Source organism: Butyricimonas paravirosa, from assembly GCF_032878955.1.
GTDB lineage: Bacteria > Bacteroidota > Bacteroidia > Bacteroidales > Marinifilaceae > Butyricimonas > Butyricimonas paravirosa.
The window spans coordinates 1,874,015-1,894,270 of sequence record NZ_CP043839.1 but is presented as its reverse complement, the minus strand read 5'-3'; the positions used below and the strand labels follow the sequence as shown (position 1 = coordinate 1,894,270).

Genomic DNA, 20,256 nt, shown 5'->3' with positions numbered 1-20,256 from the left:
TTATGAATAGACCGGAGGATCAGGTATTAGTCATATTCGGGGCATCGGGTGATTTAACCAAACGAATGTTGATGCCCTCTTTATACGAGTTACACGTGCGGCAGATGTTGCCGGAACGTTTTGTTATTTTGGGAACTTCGAGGAAATCCATGAGTGATGACGAGTTCCGTTTGTCTATCCGTTCGATGTTGCAGGAGTTGAAAGGGGATAAGGGATTGAACGGGGAAGAGGTGGATCGTTTTTTACAGAAAGTGTACTATCAACCTTTTGATCCCGTGGAAGGAGCCGATGAGTTGGGAGAGCGGGTGATGTTTTTGATGGAGGAAAATGCCATCCCGATGCGGGTGGTATATTATCTGGCAACCCCTCCGAATTCGCAACAGGCAATCACGAAATATATCGGGAGAAGTTGCTTGTTTGGTGTTAAGGAACGGGGCGGGTGGCACAGGATTGTGGTGGAAAAACCTTTCGGGACGAGTTTGGAGACTGCGAAAGAATTGGATCAATCCTTGTTGCAGGTATTCTGTGAACAGGAGATTTATCGAATAGACCACTTTTTGGGGAAAGAGACGGTACAGAATATATTGGTTTTGCGTTTTGCGAACGAGATATTCGAGTCCTTGTGGAACCGGAACTACGTGGATTACGTGGAGATATACGCTTTGGAATCGCTCGGAATCGAGAACCGGGGGAAATATTACGAGACAACGGGAGCTTTGCGGGATATGGTGCAGAACCATCTGATGCAGTTGTTGGCTTTCGTGGCTATGGAATCCCCGGCGACGATGGAACCGGAGGTGATTCGGGACGAGACGGTAAAGGTGTTACGTTCACTTCGCCAATGGAAAGGGGAGGATATTCCTCGTAATGTTGTCCGGGCGCAATACGTGGCCGGAGAATCGAAAGGGCAGCCCGTGGTTGGATATTTGCAGGAAAAAGATGTTGCCCCGAATTCCGATATGGAGACTTACGTGGCGTTGAAAGTTTTTATTGACAACTGGCGGTGGAGTCATGTGCCGTTTTATATATACACGGGCAAGCGTTTGAAAAACAAGCGTTCCGGGGTGGTAATTCATTTCAAATCCACGCCGCATAAGTTATTTCAGGGACAATGTGAGGGTTCGTCTTGTAATCAGTTGATTATTCGTATGACACCGGATGAAGGGGTGATGTTGAAGTTTGGGTTGAAAATGCCGGGTGGCGGCTTTACGGTGAAACAAGTGGGGATGGATTTCCTGTATGCCTCGCTTTGTAACAATTATCTGCCGGGAGCCTACGAGCGTTTGTTGCTGGATGCCATGCAGGGAGATTCGATGCTTTACACGCGGGATGATGCCTTGGAGGCCAGTTGGAAGTTTATCGATCCGATCGTGAACTATTGGCGGGAACATCCGGGAGAACATTTGCGAACGTATACCGCCGGAAGTGAAGGGCCGGATTTGAGTGATGTGTGGGACGTGGCTCCACCTGTTTCGAAAGAAGATAAAAATGTTTGTTGGTTATGATATTAGATGCACATACGGGATTAGTACTTGAAGGTGGTGGAATGAGAGGCGTATTTACTGCCGGGGCGTTAGATTTCTTGATGGATAAAAAGGTTTATTTCCCTTACACGATCGGAGTTTCTGCCGGGGCGTGTAACGGGCTTTCCTATGCCTCCCGTCAGCGGGGGCGGGCGAAGACGTGTAATATTGATTTGTTGGATAAGTACCATTATATCGGTTTCCGTTATTTTTTCACGAAACGGAGTATCATGGATTTTGACCTTATTTTTGATGAATTCCCGACCCGGATTATCCCGTACGATTATGATACTTACTTTGCTTCTCCGGAGCGTTTCGTGATGGTGACGAGTAATTGTAGGACGGGAGAGGCGAATTATTTCGAGGAAAAGCATGATCCGGTACGTTTGCTGAATATTTGTCGGGCCTCTTGCAGTCTGCCTTTTGTTTGTCCGATCTCTTACGTGGACGAGGAGCCCATGCTGGACGGGGGAATCTGTGATGCCATCCCGATCCGGAAAGCAATAGCTGACGGATTCGATCGTAACGTGGTGATCCTAACTCGTAATAAAGGTTACCGGAAAGATGAAAAAGAGAAATCATTGCCTTGGTTTATGTATCGTAAATATCCGGCATTACGGGAGAGCTTGAGGATAAAGAATAAACGTTATAACGAGACGCTTGATTTTTTGGAACAGTTGGAACGGGAGAAAAAAGTAATCTTGATTCGTCCGGAGAAACCGTTGGAGGTGGATCGGATCGAACAAGACGTGACGAAATTAACGGACTTGTATAATCAGGGGTACGAATGTGCCCGTAAAGTATTTAGTATTTAATATTGCGGTTATGGAAGAGCTTACATTGACAACACCTTCTATTTTATTCTCGGCTATATCGTTGATCATGCTGGCTTATACGAATCGTTTTCTGGCGTATGCCCAAGTGATCCGGAATTTGAAGGGAGAACATGAGAATCGGCCGAGTGCGATGACCAAATTGCAACTGGATAATTTACGGAAGCGGCTTTACATGGCTAGATCGATGCAAATTTACGGAGTGATCAGTTTATTGCTTTGCGTGGTTTGTACCTTTTTTATCTATATCGGTCTACAAACCTTGGCTGTTTACACGTTCGGTGTGGCCTTGTTGCTGTTGGTGATTTCATTGGGAATTTCCGTGAAAGAGATATTGATTTCGGTGAAGGCGTTGGAATTTAGGTTAGATAACGTGACCCCGGAGGAAGAGAAGAAATAAAAGGAGTAATCTATTGTTGTATGTATGATGAATTTGTCATGATGTTGCTGTGCTGTGATAATTTTGTTGAAAAAAGGATTCAAATTATTGCAATGTTGGAATAAATGCTTTAACTTTGTCAAGAAGACAAATTAGAACTTTAGAAAACAGTCGGCTTCCGGCAGAGATCATCACACCAAAACTAGAAATACTGCCTTCTTTTCGATACCATATCATTCCCGACTGTTTTCTTCTTCCTATAAATTTTGATTTAGGTCAATGAGAATTGTTGTGTAAATCTGTATTTTCGCGTTGAAATTAGGATGATATGATAAAAGCTGTATTTTTTGATATTGACGGGACGTTGGTTAGCTTTAAGACACATCGGGTTCCGGATTCTACGAAGAGAGCAATTGCTATTTTGCGTGCCAAAGGTATTCGGGTATTCATTGCGAGTGGGAGGCAATTGTTGGCTATTAATAATTTAGAAGACTTGCAATTTGACGGTTATGTTACTTTAAACGGGGGCTATTGTATCGTGGGGGAGAAAGTGATTTATAAACATAGTATGCCGTCGGAAGATATGGTTTCTTTAGTGCGATACATGGAAGAACAAGAGAGTTTTCCCTGTATTTTTGTGCATGAAAATACATTTTATATCAATTACACGAACGAACGGACGAACGAGATTTTTCGTTTACTGAATTTCCCGCAACCGCCTAGTCTGCCCTTACGGGAGGCTGTCGAAGGAGAGGTTTTCCAGTTGGTGGCATTTTTCACGAAAGAACAGGAGAAAGCGATTATGGCTGCCATGCCTCATTGTGAGGCAACCCGGTGGAATCCATTGTTTTCGGATGTTATTCCGAAAGGAAGTAGTAAGCAAGTGGGGGTAGATAAAATGTTGGATTATTTTGGAATATCGTTGGAGGAATCAATGGCTTTCGGGGATGGAGGGAATGATGTCCTCATGTTGAAACATGTCGGGATCGGGGTGGCTATGGGAAATGCGGAAGATGAAGTAAAGCTGGCAGCGGATTATGTTACCGATTCCGTGGATGAGGATGGAATTGAAAAGGCTTTACGGCATTTCGGGGTGATTTAGCTGTTTAAATAACTACCCCTACTAACTCCCCCTTGCACAGAGGGAGAAACCGCTTGGTAATCAGCTCTCCCCCTGTGTAAGGGGGAGTTGGAGGGGGTAGTATAGATTTAGTCTTGTTTTTTATCTATGATTTCCCGAATCTCATTCGTGATCTGCGTGTCTGTTAGATGATTTTCTTTTAATAGTTCTTCCAGAACAAAGCGATCGGCAAATTCTTTCTTCAGACCGTAGTTCTTGACCTTCATCTCGGAATCCCCGTAATAGCGGGCAATCTTTTCCCCGAAACCTCCATCCAGTACACCGTCTTCCAGCGTGATCACCAGCTGGTGATTAGCCTTTAAATCTTCCAGCATCTGTTTGTCAAGTCCCGTGATATAACGAGGATTTATCAGTGTGGCTTGGACTCCGGTTGCCTCTTGCAACTTTCGACGCACGGACTCTCCCAGCGGGTAGAAATTTCCAAGCGCGATGATGGCCACCCGTTCCCCTTGACAGGTAATTTTATAACGGTTTAATTCGCTGTAATCCGAGTCAAAGGTTTCACCGCTTTCGATGACAACCGGTCCCGGAACACGAACGGCAACAGGGTGCGTTGTTTGTTTGATACCCCATTCCAGCATGGCGAAATATTCCTCTTTGCAAGTCGGGGCCAAGTACACGATATTCGGTATATTGCTGATAAGTGGAATATCAAAGAATCCGAGGTGTGTTTCATCATTCATCCCGGCAGAGCCGCCAAGGAACACCGAAATGACTGCCGGGTTCCGGTTGATACACAGATCTTGTGACAATTGGTCATAGCACCGCTGGATAAACGTGCTGTAAACACCGTACACGGGTCTCCCTCCATTGGCAGCGATTCCGGATGCGAGGGCTACAGCATGTTCCTCGGCGATCCCCACATCTACAAATTGTTTTCCGGCTTGTTGTCTGCGTTCGGGATTAAAACCGATTACCGCGGGTGTTCCCGAGGAAATAGCCACCACGGTAGGGTCTTTTTGCATTTGTTCCAGTAGGAATTTTCCTGTCAGATTACAATAATCTTCCGTGTTCCCCCCGTCAGATAACGGTTGTCCGGTCTCTAGGTTGAACGGCATACCCCAGTGGTATCTTTCTTTGTAGGTTTCCGCAGGAGTGTATCCCTTCCCTTTTAGCGTGTGGATATGCACGACCACGGGACGAGAAACGTTTTTTACCCGTGTGAAGGCGTGTATCAAAGCGGTAATGTCGTTACCGTTTTTCACGTAGATGTAATCAAGCCCGAGAGACTTGAAAAAATTGCAAGGCGCTTGCCCGTCAGAGTCTCTCAAGGCTTTCAAGTTCTGATACAAACCACCATGATTTTCGGCAATAGACATTTCATTATCGTTGACCACCACGATCAAATTGGTACCTGTTTCTCCCGCATTACTTAATCCTTCATAGGCCTCTCCACCACTTAGAGAACCGTCACCGATCACGGCGATAATATTTTCACGATCTCCCTTCAGGTCTCTGGCTTTGGCTAACCCGCAGGCAAGACTCACAGAAGTTGACGTGTGACCGATCGTGAAGAAATCGTGCTTGCTTTCCCGTGGGTTGGTATAACCGGTTACCTCGTCGTACTCTTCCGCGTGAAGAAAGGCATCCTTACGTCCGGTTAACATCTTGTGGGCATAACTTTGATGCGACACATCATACACGATTTTGTCCACTGGCGAGTTGAACACGTAGTGTAGGGCTATCGTGGCCTCAACCATTCCCAGGTTAGGACCGATATGTCCGCCATGAGCGCTTAGTTTGGTTAGTAAAGCGTGGCGAATCTCATCCGCCAGTATATTTAAATTTTCAATGGAAAGACGTTTCACGTCTTCCGGAGAGTTAATGTTTTCTAGATACATAGTTTTATAAATTTATACTCGTTTTCCTGTTTCGTATGCTTCCTGCATAGCCGGGTTTCCTTTGATTTCTCCGACGTGCCATACGCCTAGTCCGAAGACCACCCCTTTGATGGTAGGATTCTCTAGGCAATCAAGAAATCCTTGGAACGTGTCCACGGTGCGCATCATTTTTTCTTTATCATCTTCTGCCGCCGTGACGATAAAATAGAACTCTTTGTCGTTCATTTCCGTGTAGAGACCACAGCACCGGTCAATCAAGGTTTTCATCTGGGCACTCATCGTGTAGAAATAGACGGGTGTTGCCATGACGATAACATCTGCAGCCACCATCTTGTCAATGATCTCCGCGGCATCATCCTTTTGCGGGCAAGGTTTATGATGCAGGCTACACGTGCTGCATCCCGTGCAGTAATTAATCTTTTTATCTCGTAAGAAAATCTTTTCAACGTCATTTCCCGCTTCTTTAGCTCCCCGCAGAAATTCGTCGCACAAGGTGTCGGAGTTTCCGCCTTTTCGAGGACTGGAAGAAAGGATTAAAATTCTTTTTGCCATAATATGATTTTTTATAATGATTATTCTAGTATGTTGTGTTCATAATTTTATGTTACAAAATTACATTGCCTCTGTCATTTCATTTGTATATAAATTACAGAGATGCATACCAAAATTACAGATTTTGCTATTTGTGGTAGAGAATAAGGGGAGGAATAGAAAGATTTTATTCCTCGGAATTTACTAATGCCTCCCGTTCTTTCTTTGTCAGGCTTCTGACTATAATGTCGTAGGATTTTTTGACCAGCTCTTTGATTTCCTTGTCTGGTACGTCTTGGTTAAAATAAACGCTGATCCAGTGTTTTTTATTCATGTGCCATCCGGGTTTTATGCCCGTGTACGTGGCTCGTAATTCTTCCATTTCATCTGGATTGCATTTGATACAGCAAAAATCAAATACTTCGATATTTACAAAGCAGAACCATTTGCTTGCCACGTAAAAACATAGAACGTCTTGGCTGTATTTATCGGGAACATTCGGGAAGGGCATCTTCTCGTGTACCCCTTTCAATGACAAGCAATATTCTCTGAATTCTTCGATGTTCATGTTGGCAATTTTTAGAATAATACAAAGTTACATATTCCTTCTTTATTGTCAAAAAGAGATGTTTTTTAATCTGAATCTTTTCTAATTCACGATCATATGAATAAATTAATTTTATCTTTGTATCGTTTAATCAGAGGTAACTGGGTGTGAAATTAATGCCATCGTCAGAAGAAAGAAAGCAATTTGAGTCTGTATATCTTGATTATTTTCAAGCTATACATGATTTTTGTAATTCTTTTTTGAAGAATGGGGAATTAGCGCGTGATCTTGCACAAGATACTTTTTTTGCCCTTTGGAATAATTTTAATCCAGCTTATACTGAAAAAGAAATTCTCTCTTTTCTCTATACGACAGCCCGTAATAAATGCTTCGACCAATTACGGCTTCAGAAAGTGGTAGAAAATAAAATTAGAGATTTAAAGGATACTATTTATTCCGACACGTTCTTTTTGGATGAAATTACCCGAAATGAAACGTATCGTATTATTCGAGAATCAATAAATAAATTACCGGATCGATCTCGTCAGATTGCCTTACTGACTCTTCAAGGTTATTCTACTCAAGAAATTGCCGATCAGCTAGAAGTTTCGATCAATACCATAAAGACATTGAAAAAAAATGTTTATGCAAAATTGAGGGAAATCATTAAAAATCAGTATGTAATCCTATTGTTGCTAAAATATTTTATCTAAATTTTATCAGACCATTCACCCGTTTTTTTGACTTCTTCGTATGATAGACGATTTTAATGAAAATTACGATGAAGCATCAAATTGAAGAACGAATGGATTTAGCCAGACAATTTGCTAAACGTCTGATGGACTCGGAAGCAGATTGTAAAGATCTCGAACAAGGATTGGAGGAAAATCCGAAGTTAAAAGAGTTGTACGATGATATTGCGACGAATCTTCATTCTGTTAATTACGAACGGACTGATCGGCAGGAATGGATAGATTTTCAAAACAAATTTTTATCTCGGCCTAGTCGTCATCGGAACTTGATAGTACGCTATGCGGTAGTTGCCTCAGTATGTATTGCGGTGCTGACTGTATTACTGATATATCGCTCTCGGCAGGAGAATGTACCTGTGCAGATTTCTTCTGTAACGAATCTTCCCACCATTTCTGTAAATGATAAAGTTTATACTTTGGACTCTACCGGAATTGGGCAATTTTTACAACAAAATCATGTCGGGGTACAACAAATTGATAAAGAATTGGCTTATGTGGTTGACAGTCTTGTTCCGGTCGAGCAAGAGTGGCATACGATTCGGGTACCGAGACAGGGCGAATTTACTCTTGCGTTAGCCGATGGTAGTCGTGTCCATTTGAATACCAATACCGTCTTGCGTTATCTGGTTCCTTTTTCCGATACAACTCGTGAGGTTTGGATCGAGGGAGAGGCATTTTTTGAGGTCGCTCCGGATAAGAAAAAGCCTTTCGTTGTTCATTTTGAAGATAATAACGTAACGGTATTAGGGACAAAGTTTAATATCTCTTGTTACAAAGAAAGACCGAGTTGTGCAACATTGTTAAGTGGTTCCGTTCGGTTGAGTAATTTACATGATTCCGTTATACTCCGGCCTGGCCAAGAGGGAATTATTTCTTCAACTCAAAAGCAGATTATGGTACAAGATGCAGACGTGAAGGTGACAACGGCTTGGCTTAATAATCGTTTTTACTTTAAAGGTCTTCCTCTGTCCGAGATCATGGAGACGTTATGTGATTGGTATGATCTGGAAGTTCAATTTGACCAAAAAAGTACGGGTGATATGCTGTTTTCGATTGAGACTAAACGTTATGAAGACATAGACAGTGTCTTGAGAATTCTTGAGAGTACTAGAAAAGTAAGCTTTAAACGAAAAAATCAGCTAATAGAAATAAAAAGTAATTTATAAAAAACGGGAAGTCCGTTAAACTTCCCATTTGCAACCTTTCTCATGGTACGAGAAAAATGTTTTAATTTATTACAATTCAAAATTATGAAAAAAACGCGATTTGTTCAAAGGTTTTTCTACCTATTTTCTTGCCTTATTGTCTGGTCAGGAATGACGGTGAGTGCACAGGAGCAGGAACGGCGATTTGACTTGAAGATGCAAGATGCGGAATTAAGTCAGGTTATTGAGAGGTTACGTGAAATAAGTGATCAGACTTTTGCCTTTCATCTTGATGATTTGAAGCCGTATGTCGGGATGAGTTTTGACTTGAAGCAAAAAACGATCACGGAGATTCTGAATGAATGTTTGAAAAAGACAGATTTAGCTTGGCGTCGAGTAGATGATACGATTATTATCTATAAACAGGCAACTAAGTCTGGTATGAGCACTGTCGTTATCAAGGGATTTATTCGAGATAAGGAGAAGAATCCGATTATCGGGGCAACGATCCAGTTGGTTGGAACAACCGTGGGAATGGCTTCTGATGTGAATGGATGGTTTGCAATCGAATTGCCGGTATTGAAAGGAACATTAGAATTTTCCTTTGTAGGATACAAGAACAAACAGGTTCACTTCACGGAAAAAACGGATACACTCCATGTGGTATTGGAAGAAGATATCGAGGCTTTGGAAGAAGTTGTGGTAACCGGTTATCAGGTAATAAAGGAAAAAGGGATGGCCGGGGCTTACGCGAAGGTGAAAGCGGAGGATTTAATCATGACGGGGAATGAAACGGTGGAGCAGATGTTGCAGGGAAAGTTACCGGGTGTAATGGTTACCAACACGAGTGGGTTGACAGGAACCCGTCAGAAAGTACGAGTGCGTGGAACTTCTACATTGGTGGGTAATGCCGATCCGGTATGGGTAGTGGATGGTATTATTCAGGAAGATAACCTACCTTTTGAGGCGAGTGCTTTGGCCGCGATTAGCGATGATAATTTGGATATGATGAAAGATTTTATCGGGGGAGCGATATCGTGGTTGAATCCCAATGATATTGAGGATATTACCGTGCTGAAAGATGCTTCTGCAACTGCGATCTATGGAGTAAAGGCTGCGAATGGTGTTATTTTGATTACCACGAAGAAGGGAGAAAGAGGACGGATGTCGGTGAATTATTCCGGAAATTTTTCTTTGAGTTCTCGTTTGAACTATGATAAGATGGAGATCATGAATTCAAAAGAGCGGGTGGAACTTTCCCGTGAGGCTTTTGAGCGGGGAGCAAGAATTTCGGATGAAACTGTTGGATATACGGGGCTGGCTTTGGCGTATGCACGTCGGGAAATTAGCCTGGATGAATTTCATGCAGGAGTAAAAAAGTTGGAAACCGTAAATACGGATTGGTTTGATATTCTTTACCGGACCCCTTTTTCTCAATCCCATTCTGTAAGTTTTTCGGGTGGAGATGATCGGACGACTTACCGGGCTTCTTTCGGGTATCGTAATCAACAGAATACAGCCAAAGGAAATGGACAAGTTGGATATACGGGAAATTTGAATTTGAGTGCTATATTTTGGAATAAACTCACCATCAATGGTTCTTTGTCCGGTAGTCATACGGAAACAGAGGCTTTTGCTTCTGGGGTGGATCCGTATTCTTATGCGATTAACACGAGTCGGGTGATAGCCTGTTATGATGGGGATGATTTATTTTACTATGACAAAAATGGGTATAATTACAATATATTGAACGAATTGTCAAATTCAGGAAACGAGAATACGGCAAAAAGCTTGAACTTGAATTTGAGTGCCCGATGGTTGCTGACCGAGAGTTTAACCTTATCGGCTACTTTAGGAGGGGCTACGAGTTCCTCTTTTGGGAAGACTTGGTTCGCCGAGCAGTCTCATAATATTTCATCCATTCGTGGGTATGAATATGGAGAATATAGTGTTTTGGATGACGAGTATAAACAATCTCCCCTTCCTTACGGAGGTATGCTAACGGTTACGGAAAGTCGTAATTTTAATTATACCGCCAGATTACAAGCCGAGTACGTGAAATTATTCAATGGAGTTCATTCCGTTAATTTCGTGGCCGGTTTGGAGACTCGGAGTAATAAATATGACGGATTTTCGCAAACGAACTGGGGATATATGCCTGATCGTGGAGAGAGTTTCACGGATGTACCTTTAAATTACGGGATTAATTCTAATATCGAGAATAAAAAGTATGCCCGGACTGTTCCTAAAGTGACGAATCAAATAGCGAACTACGTGTCGTATTATGTCACGGGTAGCTATATGTATGATAACCGTTATTCAATAAACCTTTCACTCCGTGGGGATGCTTCCAATCGTTTTGGAGACTCCGGAAAATTCCAGACGGTGTGGTCAGCCGGACTTCGTTGGAACGTGACGGATGAACCTTGGATGCAAAATCAGAATTTAGTGAATAATCTTTCATTCACGGCAAGTTTCGGTTATCAAGGAAACGTAATTGAGAACATCAGTCCGGACTTTATAGCTAAAATTGAAGCTATCGACTCGAATACGGGAGAATATGTCATGAGTTGGAGTCAGCTTCCTAATCCTGATTTAAAGCCAGAGAAAACGTTATCCGTGAATTTGGGTGCTAATTTCGCTTTGTTTAAGAGTAAATTGAATGGTACATTTAACTGGTATTATAAGAAAACGACAGATGTCATCACGCAAGCGAAAGTTCCTTATGAAAACGGAACGACGAGTATGAATTTGAATGATGGTCACGTGAAGAATGAGGGATGGGATTTGACGTTGAGCGTGGTGCCTGTTCGTACGAAAGATTTTATGTGGAGTTTGGGAACCAGTTTTTCAGGAAATAATAATAAGGTAAACTCTAATTTGGAAACCAATGGCTCTTGGGAGAATGCCGTATCCGGGGCTTTGAACAAAGAAGGTTATCCGGTGGGAAGTTTCTGGGCGTTTAAATTTGCGGGTCTGAACCCGAACAATGGAGCTCCCCAGTTTGATTTCTCTCGGGCAAATACAACGACGGCTGAAAAGGATGCTTCGGAATATATGGTTTACATGGGGACACGCGAACCGACATTTACCTTGGGGATTAACATGGTTTTCCGTTGGAAACGTTTCTCATTCCCCTTGAATTTCTATATCAGTAGAGGAAATTATGAATTCTTGGATTCCCCTTACGAAAACGGGTATATGATGTTAAGTGAATATCAGAATGCCTCTACTCAATTAAAGGATCGTTGGCGGAAACCGGGAGACGAGAAATACACGGATATCCCGTCGATTCCCGTGGGAGATAACTGTCGTCCGTTACGTCCGTTTGTAAATTCTGATGATACGATTTATCCTTTGGAAGCGTGGGCCTATTCTAATGTTCGGGTGGTGAACGCGTGGTATATTCGTTTCAATGATTTTCAATTTTCCTATAACTTACCGGATAAATGGATTAAAGGGTTTGCGAAAAGCGTGACATTATCTTTTTCAGCCACAAATCCCCTACAAATTAAAAGTAAAGATTTTAAAGGACGGGATCCGGAAGTTGCCTTGGGACAACAACCTCGTTCTCAAGATTTTTCGCTTGGTGTGAAATTGAGTTTTTAATACTGAAAAAGAAATTGTTATGAAAGGAAAAATATGTTCATTAATATCAGTTTTGTTTCTTACAGGATGTAGTGACTTTCTGGAGGAAAGAAGCCAGGATGAGGTTCGCCCTTCTATGGTAAATGATTTAGAGCAGATTCTGTTGGGAGACGGGTACCAGGAGAGTAATTTTTATTATGCCACGGAGATTTTTACCGATAACGTGGAGAGCGTGGGGGCACAGAGTGCGGCAGAGAAATCACAACATGATAAGGAAAAATGGCTGTATATGTGGCGTGATAATATGTTTGACGAAGATGGCGGAGGATATGATGTAAGATTTTGGGAAGCGCCTTATTCCAGCATCTTGGGGTGTAATTTAGTATTGGATTACCTGGATGATATGAAGGGGGACGATGATATGCGGGAAAGTATAAGGGGAGAGGCCTTGACTTTAAGGGCATGGTATTATCTTCATTTAGTGAACTTTTTCGGAATAGCCTACAATCAGGGAAATCCGGAAGTGGACTTGGGAGTTCCATTGAAATTGGATGCCACGGTAACGGGAGATTTTTTTGCTCGTAACACGGTGAAAGAAGTGTACGAACAGATTGAAAAAGATTTGTTGGAAGGAAATCGTTTATTAAGCACTTACGAGTATAAACGCAACTTTTTCAGAATAGATCATTTAGCCGCAAAGGCAATTCTGTCACGGATGTATTTATATATGGAAAACTGGGATAAAGCCTTGGCCTATGCTGATTCCGTGTTGATGGTTAAACCGGATTTATTTGATATGAATTCTATTTCATTGAGTAGACCTAACTCTTCGACTGCAAGCGTGTATTCAACAGAAACTCCGGATGAAATCATTTGGGGACGGGAATACGACCGTGGTTTTGAAGTGCCTGGTGCATCCTTACCGCCATTCAGCATTTCTTCGGACTTGGGTGGCTTGTATGTGAAAGGCGAATGGGCAAATTTAGTGGGCCGTACGGTGGAAGATTTGCGGGCTCTTTATTTTTATTGGAAGATCGATATCATGGGGAATAGAGCTTGGAAACGTATCGGGATCACGAAAGGTAAAGGTGATCTTGGTGGGTTCCAAGGAATACGGACGGCAGAATTATATTTGAACCGGGCAGAAGCTTATGCTCAAAAGTTTATCATTGAGGGTAATGATACCTATCGAGAGGCTGCGCTAGCTGATTTGAATATGCTACGGAAAAATCGTTTCAATAAAGAATTTTACAAAGAAATAGATGTGGTTGATAAAGAAGAGTTGTTGGATTATTGTTTGACCGAGAGACGTCGGGAATTGTGTGGGGAAACCAACCATCGCTGGTGTGACTTGCGGCGTTACGGGAAAACGGTGAAACACGTGTTGGTGGAAAGTGAATTGCAGGAATTCGAGCAAAATATGAGCCTTTTTGCTCTACCGATACCGGAAGATGTGTTAAAACAGAATCCGAACTTGAAACAAAACTAAGACGTGAAATTTTAATTCAGAATTTGTATGAAAATGAAATATATGATATCCATTATTCTAGGACTAGTGTTCTGGATGGGATGTAGTGATGATGAAAATTTAAGTCCGTCTGATGTGCCTGAATACGAGATAACTTTGCCTCAAGGAGAACATGAATATGATGATCGTATTGTAAATTGGTTTGATCGTACAGGCGTGTATCTCCTTTATAAATTCAATCCGGCAGATGCCTATTTTAATGTAGATCAGACATGGGCAGAAGCATACAGGGATACAAGTCTCGTGTATACTTGGTATACGTTTGGAGAGGGGGATTACGTGGAAAATAACACGGCCTACGTGGATGGTGTGGCTTATGAATTGGGAATCTCTTTTAAGACGGATGGTTCTTGGTTCGAATATTCAATTGTGGATGGGAAGTTGCTGGAGGTAGAGGCTAGCTTTAAGAATAGCGGGACTTTTAGTGTGCAAGAAGCTGATGAGGCATACGTGGGGGATCAATTGGCATTACTCGAGGAATTGTTCCTGAATTTTTATCCGGACAGCATCCTGCATAATTATATGCCGCTGAAAGTGCTTTTGGGACGTGAATTGAAAAGGTCTGCGGGTACAGATTTATCCTATACAAGCGTTTTTAATAATTTGATTTTGAGCCACGGGGATGAATCAATCACAACATTAACGGTAGAAAAGAAAAAAGAATTAAAGGTTGATCTGCATATGTGGTTCATCAATGAACGGTTAAAGGAGAAACTTTCTTTTGATGAGTTTTTTGAGGCTGCAGATTATTCGTGGGTAGGAGGTTCTTATTCTGATCGACCCGCTAAAAATGAGTGCTATGGACTTGGTTTTGTCGTTTGGCCGAGCAGTTATATAAATCTCGACATTGTTCAAGATGAGGATTTGAGCGCGTATTTAGAAATGATTATTGGGAATTCGTACGAAACGTTGACAGCAGAACCTGAGAATGGAGATTATAATGCCAATGACTACACGGGGATACTTCATCTCAAGAAAGATGTGAACGAGAAAATCAAAGAGAGGTATGATATTTTAATCCAAGAATTTAAACGGTTGGGTGTAGACTTACAGGCAATCGGGAATAGGGTAGTAAAAAATTAAGATAGTAAATAAATAACGTAGTATGGAAAATCCAGTTGTAAAAGTAGAACATTTATATCATCGTTATTCGACACAATGGGCGATTGAAGATATTAATCTTGAAATTGAGGGTGCGGGAGTTGTCGGTTTGTTGGGATCTAACGGAGCGGGGAAATCAACAACGATGAACATTATTTGTGGTGTGTTGAAACAGACAAAAGGTAAAGTGTATATTAATGGCGTGGACACGTTAAAAAATCCGGAAGTAGCACGTGGGTATATTGGTTTCTTACCACAAAAACCCCCTTTGTATCCGGACTTAACGGTAAACGAGTATTTAAACTTTTGTGCGGAAATCCACTGGATGGAGCGTAAAAGCATTAAGGCCGCTGTTAAAAGAGTGGAAGAACGTTGTGGCGTTTACCACATGAAAGATAGGTTGTTACGTAACCTTTCCGGGGGATACCAGCAGCGGGTTGGTATTGCACAAGCCATTTTACATGATCCGAAATTTGTGGTATTGGATGAACCGACGAATGGATTGGATCCGAATCAGATACTAGAGGTTCGTCAGTTAATCCAGAATATAGCAGAGGATCGTACCGTGTTGCTTTCGACTCATATTCTGTCCGAGGTGCAAGCTGCTTGTTCATCTATTAAAATGATCGAACATGGGCATGTTGTTTTTTCTGGGACCGTGGAGGAGTTTGATAATTATATCGAACCTAATACCGTTTACGCGAGATTTGATCTTCCCCCGACGATTGATGAGTTAGTTGCTCTTCCCGGGATAAGAAGAGCCGAATTCTCGGATGACCACGGGGTGCGTTTATCATATGATGGAGACCGCGATACGATTAAAAATATGATTCGGGAGAGTGTGTCTAGAGGTTGGGAGATGACGGAAGTTAAAACAGAAAAAACTTCAATGGAAGCGATATTTGCAAAATTGTCAGGAAAGTAATTTAAATTAGATATAGTATGAGAGCAATATACAAGATAGCTCGTTTGGAGTTATCGAACCTTTTTTATTCGCCAGTAGCTTGGCTTTTACTTATTCTTTTCGTGTTTGTGACCGGTATGGGCTTTGCCGAAGTGTTGGAAAGATTGGCCCGACAACAAGAACTTAGTAGTAATGGTTTGTATGCGATCTCCAAAAAATTATTTTATTTTACCTCAGGGGGCCTTTGGCTTAAAGTCACGAAATTCTTCTATTTATTGATGCCTTTGTTAACCATGGGATTGGTTAGCCAAGAGTTTAACCGCGGGTCGATAAAATTATTATTCTCGGCACCGATTACGGGTCGACATATCGTGTTGGGTAAATATTTGGGAGTTATGCTCTATGGATTGATCATGACGGGGATCTTGTTGGTCTATGTGATCATTGCCGGGAGTATGGTGGAATCTTTTGAATGGGCTACCGTGCTGACCGGATTGTTAGGGCTGTACCTGTTGTTCGGTCTGTACGCTGCAATCGGTCTCTTCATGTCTAGTTTAACGGTCTATCCTATTGTGGCTGCAATCGGAATGTTTGCTTTGTTGACCGTGTTGGAATTGATTTCCGGGATATGGCAAGAATATGCTTTTGTACGTGAAATAACTTACTGGCTTTCCCTTGGTGGACGGACGAATACTTTTATCGCGGGTATGATTTGTAGCGAGGATGTCTTCTATTTTGTTATCATGAGTGCCATGTTCTTGGGATTTGCAATATTGAAATTGCAATTGTGTCGGGAGAGCTGTTCTTTCATGGGAAAATTGGGACGTTACATGGGAATTTTCGTCGTGGCATTGTTATTGGGGTATATTACTTCCCGTCCGATGATGAAATGGTATTATGATGCCACATACACGAAAGATAATACATTAACCCAAGCGAGTCAGGACATCGTTTCAAAATTGGATGGTGGTTTGAAAATGACGACTTATGTGAACTTGTTTGGTAGTATTCATAACATGACGACGAAAGAAATTAAGGATGATCTTGCCCGTTATGATCGTTATGTCCGTTTTAAACCGGAAACGAAGATGGATTACGTGTTCTATTATCATGTAGACACGACTACTGATATTTTCAAAAAGCGCTATCCGGGGAAAACATTGAAACAAGCCGCGAAGGATGAAGCTAAATTGCAAAATACCCGATTAAGCAAGTACTTAACTCCGGAAGAAATTGATGCTAAAATCGATTTGAGTGATGAAGGATATCGTTTTGTGACTTTATTGGAACGAGAAGATGGAAAGAAAGCGTTCATCCGGGTTTATAATGATATGTGGCGTTTACCGAGCGAAGCTGAAATATCGGCAGCATTAAAACGCTTTGCGATGAAATTACCTCGTGTGGGTTTCTTGTCTGACCATGACGCTCGTTCAATCGTGGGGTCTCGAAATAGGGATCACTCTTATATGGTAGCGGCCAAAACTTTTAGAAATTCATTGATTAATCAAGGGTTTGATGTGGTGGATGTGAACTTGGGACGTGGTAGAGAAGTACTGGATAGTTTGGATATATTGGTTGTTTCAGAACCATTGGAACCTTTTACGACGGAAGAAATTGAGATGTTGTCTCGTTACATTGAAGAGGGTAAAAATTTGGTTTTAGCCGGAAAACCCAAGACATACACCTATTTAGATCCTTTAATGGATTTGCTAGGATTGCGTTTTGAACCGGGAGTGTTAGTTCAACGGCAAATAGAAGAATATCCGTCTAATTTGGTATTGAGTCGGGTCACCGAATCCGCTAAAGATATATCTCGTTATTGGGAGATCCTCTATGGATACACGAGCCGTGCGTTCCGCCCCTTGTCCTTGGTTATGCCGGGAGCCGCTGCAATTGCACAAGAGAGTGACAAGGGATTTCAGTTAATTCCGTTATTGGAAACTAGAGACTCTTCCGGTTGGAATGAATTAGAGACGATTGATTTTCTCAATGATACGGTTCGTTTGAATTCTTCTATCGGAGAGGTGGCAGGAAAGCGAATGACGATGGTTGGTTTGGAACGGGAAAAAGCCGGAAATCAGCAAAGAATTATCGTGTTAGGGGATGCAGATTGTTTCAGTATGGGTGAGTTGGCTACGACCCGTCGGGGAATACAATCAGGAAATGGTCATCTCGTCATGTCAATGTTCGATTGGTTGTCTAACGGGGAGTTGCCGGTAGATGTTTCCCGTCCTAGAAATATAGATAATAAATTGGCTTTAAGTATGGCTGGTGGAGCTACGATAAAAACGGTGTTGCAATGGATACTCCCATCGTTGTTACTCATTTTGGGTGTTATCGTGTTGTTTAGGAGAAAAGGAAAATAGACTGGATAAATAATAATTTCTTTGGTGCTAGATTGATTGATAGATTGTAATGAATGAGTTCGGTATTGTACCGAACTCATTTTTCTATAAGTTTTAAACTATAATTTAAACCCGTCTCGCTCTTTTCGAATTTGTCATTTAATAGAGTGAGGGTCTTTTCGTCTTCACGCAAGAAGTTGAAAATGTCTTTCCCGTTATCTGCAACTAATTGCCATACAATAGCATCGTTATTAGTAGCATCTCCACGTTGTGTGAATCTTTTCCCCTTGTAATTAAAAATGGCATCTTTCCCGTTTTCCGCTTCGATATAAGTCATCGTTAACGTGAATGTCCCGTCGCCACTATGTTCTTGATTTTGTATCGTTAAGGAATAACGAATGCCTGGACAAGAAGCTGCGGGCAAGATCCCCTCGTAAGTTCTTGTTTGTAATGCTCCCAATGCTTGATTTTTGTACACGATGAGCTTTGTTGCGGACATTCCTGTCGTGTATTTCCCTTTATAAAAAATCTCGGCGGTGTCGTTTAACAGCAACCCGTTGACTTGACTTTTATCGGCATCTAGTGTGCTGAAAGATAAGGTGTCCTTGTTTGCTGTTACGATGGAAATCGTGTTCATCGTGGCATCACACACGATGCCTTTTGTCTGGTGTTCTTTTGAGGCAGGAGAGCAACAGACCATTGTCAGGGCTGCCAAAATGATGGATGTATTTTTCATGTATGTTGTTTTTGATTCGATCAAGCAAATTTTATACCAATGATGTCATGTGAATAATTAGAATGTATGACCGAGAAGATGGCTATATACACTGATATATATACGTTTAATTTATCTATGAGTTTCTTATATATTTTGTTTTACTTCGTATAAATTAGATTTATAGCAATTCCGAATGAATTAAATGATAGAGGCTAGATTTGTAAGAAAATAATAAGAATAATAACCAAAGTGCATCATTTTTAGTTGATTACTACTTGATGAATACCGTCATGAACCTTATAGATACCTTATAGAAACCTTATATGAACCTTATATATAATAAGGTTCATACAAGATAATAAAAATATATATTAAATGCTATATTACCTATTGCTCCGGAATTCATCAATTATTCATTCTTAATTTCGATATAAACTGGGTAACTGTAGGAATAATCTTTCCTTTGATATTAAAATAAGTGATTTTACAATTGTTTTTGAGAAGAAAATTCCATTAGAATAATTTGTTTCAAAGAGAGGAGAAGAACTTTGGTTGCTACTTGGAAAAATGATAGAGTAGAGAATTGATTTCTCAATGAATTTAGAATGTATGATGTTCTATCCTCAAAAAAAAGAATTTAATTCATGCATTATTTTGGGCAACTATTTCAATCATAGGAAGGAGATATTTTTTATTTGGTCCAATCTGATATGTAGGTATCTGATTTTTTTTACTTTTGTACGTGGTTATGTATGTTTTAGAATGGAAATGAAAGATGTAATACGGGCATTACGTGTTGGAAACAAACAAGTTTTCGAGCAGGTTTTCGAGGAATATTCCCAGGTGATGTTCTTTACCGCAATGGGATTGGTCGGGGATAAAGAAGTTGCGGAGAATGCCGTTCAAGACACTTTTTTATATCTTTGGGAACATAGGAAGAGACTTGATGAAAATGGGTCGTTAGTGGGATTCCTGCATATAAGGCTGAAGCATTATGCATTGAATTATTTGCGCCATGAAAAAATAAAGGTTGTGAATCAAGAGGGTATTATCCGAGAATTGGAATTTTTAAATGAGGACGAAGAGGATTTTGCGCCTCTGTTGGAGGAAATTCGTTGTCAGATAGAGGTATTACCAGAGAATTGCCGAAAAATTTTTGTGATGGCTGTGGTGGAGGGAATGAGCTATGTTGATACAGCACGTGCATTGGATGTATCTGTAAATACGGTAAAATCTCAAGTTAAAATTGCTTATCGTAAGATAAAAGAAGGTGTTGGACATCGTATGAGTGCAATGAATTTATTGATATTGCTCTCTCTTTTAGATGAAAAATTATTTTAATTATTTTTTTTGAAAAATCTTTTCACCCTTTGGGGAGTA

Annotated in this window: 16 protein-coding genes; 12 read left to right on the top strand and 4 right to left on the bottom strand. The window is 41.2% G+C overall.

What is annotated here, in order from left to right; translation table 11 throughout:
• Positions 1–2 precede the first annotated feature (2 nt).
• From zwf to F1644_RS07940, 4 genes are all read left to right on the top strand, one after another.
• A complete protein-coding gene (gene zwf, locus F1644_RS07955; protein WP_087421993.1) occupies positions 3–1,505 on the top strand; it encodes a glucose-6-phosphate dehydrogenase in 1,503 nt (500 codons plus the stop codon).
• The gene (locus F1644_RS07950) at positions 1,502–2,338 is read left to right on the top strand and encodes a patatin-like phospholipase family protein (protein WP_087421992.1); all 837 of its coding nucleotides are present in this window, start codon (positions 1,502–1,504) and stop codon (positions 2,336–2,338) included. Before zwf ends, F1644_RS07950 begins: the two co-directional genes overlap by 4 nt.
• Before the next feature lie 10 nt (positions 2,339–2,348).
• Positions 2,349–2,756, top strand: coding sequence for a DUF2721 domain-containing protein (locus tag F1644_RS07945; protein WP_027202061.1), 408 nt, complete (start codon positions 2,349–2,351; stop codon positions 2,754–2,756).
• A 307-nt stretch (positions 2,757–3,063) separates the two neighbouring features.
• Positions 3,064–3,837, top strand: coding sequence for a Cof-type HAD-IIB family hydrolase (locus F1644_RS07940; protein ID WP_087421991.1), 774 nt, complete (start codon positions 3,064–3,066; stop codon positions 3,835–3,837).
• Between the two features lie 107 nt (positions 3,838–3,944).
• Here the strand turns inward: F1644_RS07940 and F1644_RS07935 are convergent, their stop codons facing one another.
• The 3 genes from F1644_RS07935 to F1644_RS07925 all read right to left on the bottom strand — a co-directional run bounded on the left by F1644_RS07935 (position 3,945) and on the right by F1644_RS07925 (position 6,816).
• Positions 3,945–5,717, bottom strand: a complete 1,773-nt coding sequence (locus tag F1644_RS07935) for a 1-deoxy-D-xylulose-5-phosphate synthase (protein WP_118305656.1) — start codon at positions 5,715–5,717, stop codon at positions 3,945–3,947.
• A 12-nt stretch (positions 5,718–5,729) separates the two neighbouring features.
• Positions 5,730–6,269, bottom strand: coding sequence for a flavodoxin family protein (locus tag F1644_RS07930; protein WP_087421989.1), 540 nt, complete (start codon positions 6,267–6,269; stop codon positions 5,730–5,732).
• Between the two features lie 166 nt (positions 6,270–6,435).
• Positions 6,436–6,816 carry an MmcQ/YjbR family DNA-binding protein gene (locus F1644_RS07925; protein WP_118305657.1) on the bottom strand — a complete coding sequence of 127 codons (381 nt, stop codon included), beginning with the start codon at positions 6,814–6,816 and terminating at the stop codon, positions 6,436–6,438.
• A 155-nt stretch (positions 6,817–6,971) separates the two neighbouring features.
• On the opposite strand from F1644_RS07925, the gene F1644_RS07920 reads away from it, so the two are divergent.
• The 7 genes from F1644_RS07920 to F1644_RS07890 all read left to right on the top strand — a co-directional run bounded on the left by F1644_RS07920 (position 6,972) and on the right by F1644_RS07890 (position 18,179).
• Positions 6,972–7,508, top strand: coding sequence for a sigma-70 family RNA polymerase sigma factor (locus F1644_RS07920; RefSeq protein WP_118305658.1), 537 nt, complete (start codon positions 6,972–6,974; stop codon positions 7,506–7,508).
• 68 nt (positions 7,509–7,576) lie between these two features.
• Positions 7,577–8,713, top strand: coding sequence for a FecR family protein (locus F1644_RS07915; RefSeq protein ID WP_158572013.1), 1,137 nt, complete (start codon positions 7,577–7,579; stop codon positions 8,711–8,713).
• A gap of 84 nt (positions 8,714–8,797) precedes the next feature.
• Positions 8,798–12,301, top strand: coding sequence for a SusC/RagA family TonB-linked outer membrane protein (locus F1644_RS07910; RefSeq protein ID WP_158572012.1), 3,504 nt, complete (start codon positions 8,798–8,800; stop codon positions 12,299–12,301).
• A gap of 19 nt (positions 12,302–12,320) precedes the next feature.
• Complete coding sequence (locus tag F1644_RS07905; protein ID WP_118305661.1) at positions 12,321–13,769, top strand: RagB/SusD family nutrient uptake outer membrane protein; 1,449 nt, start codon at positions 12,321–12,323, stop codon at positions 13,767–13,769.
• A gap of 27 nt (positions 13,770–13,796) precedes the next feature.
• Positions 13,797–14,891: a hypothetical protein gene (locus F1644_RS07900; RefSeq protein WP_087421983.1), complete on the top strand. Its 1,095-nt coding sequence runs from the start codon at positions 13,797–13,799 to the stop codon at positions 14,889–14,891.
• A 22-nt stretch (positions 14,892–14,913) separates the two neighbouring features.
• Positions 14,914–15,834, top strand: a complete 921-nt coding sequence (locus tag F1644_RS07895) for an ABC transporter ATP-binding protein (RefSeq protein WP_087421982.1) — start codon at positions 14,914–14,916, stop codon at positions 15,832–15,834.
• A gap of 17 nt (positions 15,835–15,851) precedes the next feature.
• A complete protein-coding gene (locus tag F1644_RS07890; protein WP_118305662.1) occupies positions 15,852–18,179 on the top strand; it encodes a Gldg family protein in 2,328 nt (775 codons plus the stop codon).
• A gap of 76 nt (positions 18,180–18,255) precedes the next feature.
• On the opposite strand, the gene F1644_RS07885 is transcribed toward F1644_RS07890, so the two are convergent.
• Positions 18,256–18,858, bottom strand: coding sequence for a copper resistance protein NlpE N-terminal domain-containing protein (locus F1644_RS07885; RefSeq protein ID WP_370818644.1), 603 nt, complete (start codon positions 18,856–18,858; stop codon positions 18,256–18,258).
• Between the two features lie 780 nt (positions 18,859–19,638).
• Here F1644_RS07885 and F1644_RS07880 point away from each other — a divergent pair.
• On the top strand, positions 19,639–20,217 hold the full coding sequence (locus F1644_RS07880; protein WP_158572011.1) for a sigma-70 family RNA polymerase sigma factor: 579 nt from the start codon (positions 19,639–19,641) through the stop codon (positions 20,215–20,217).
• Positions 20,218–20,256 lie beyond the last annotated feature (39 nt).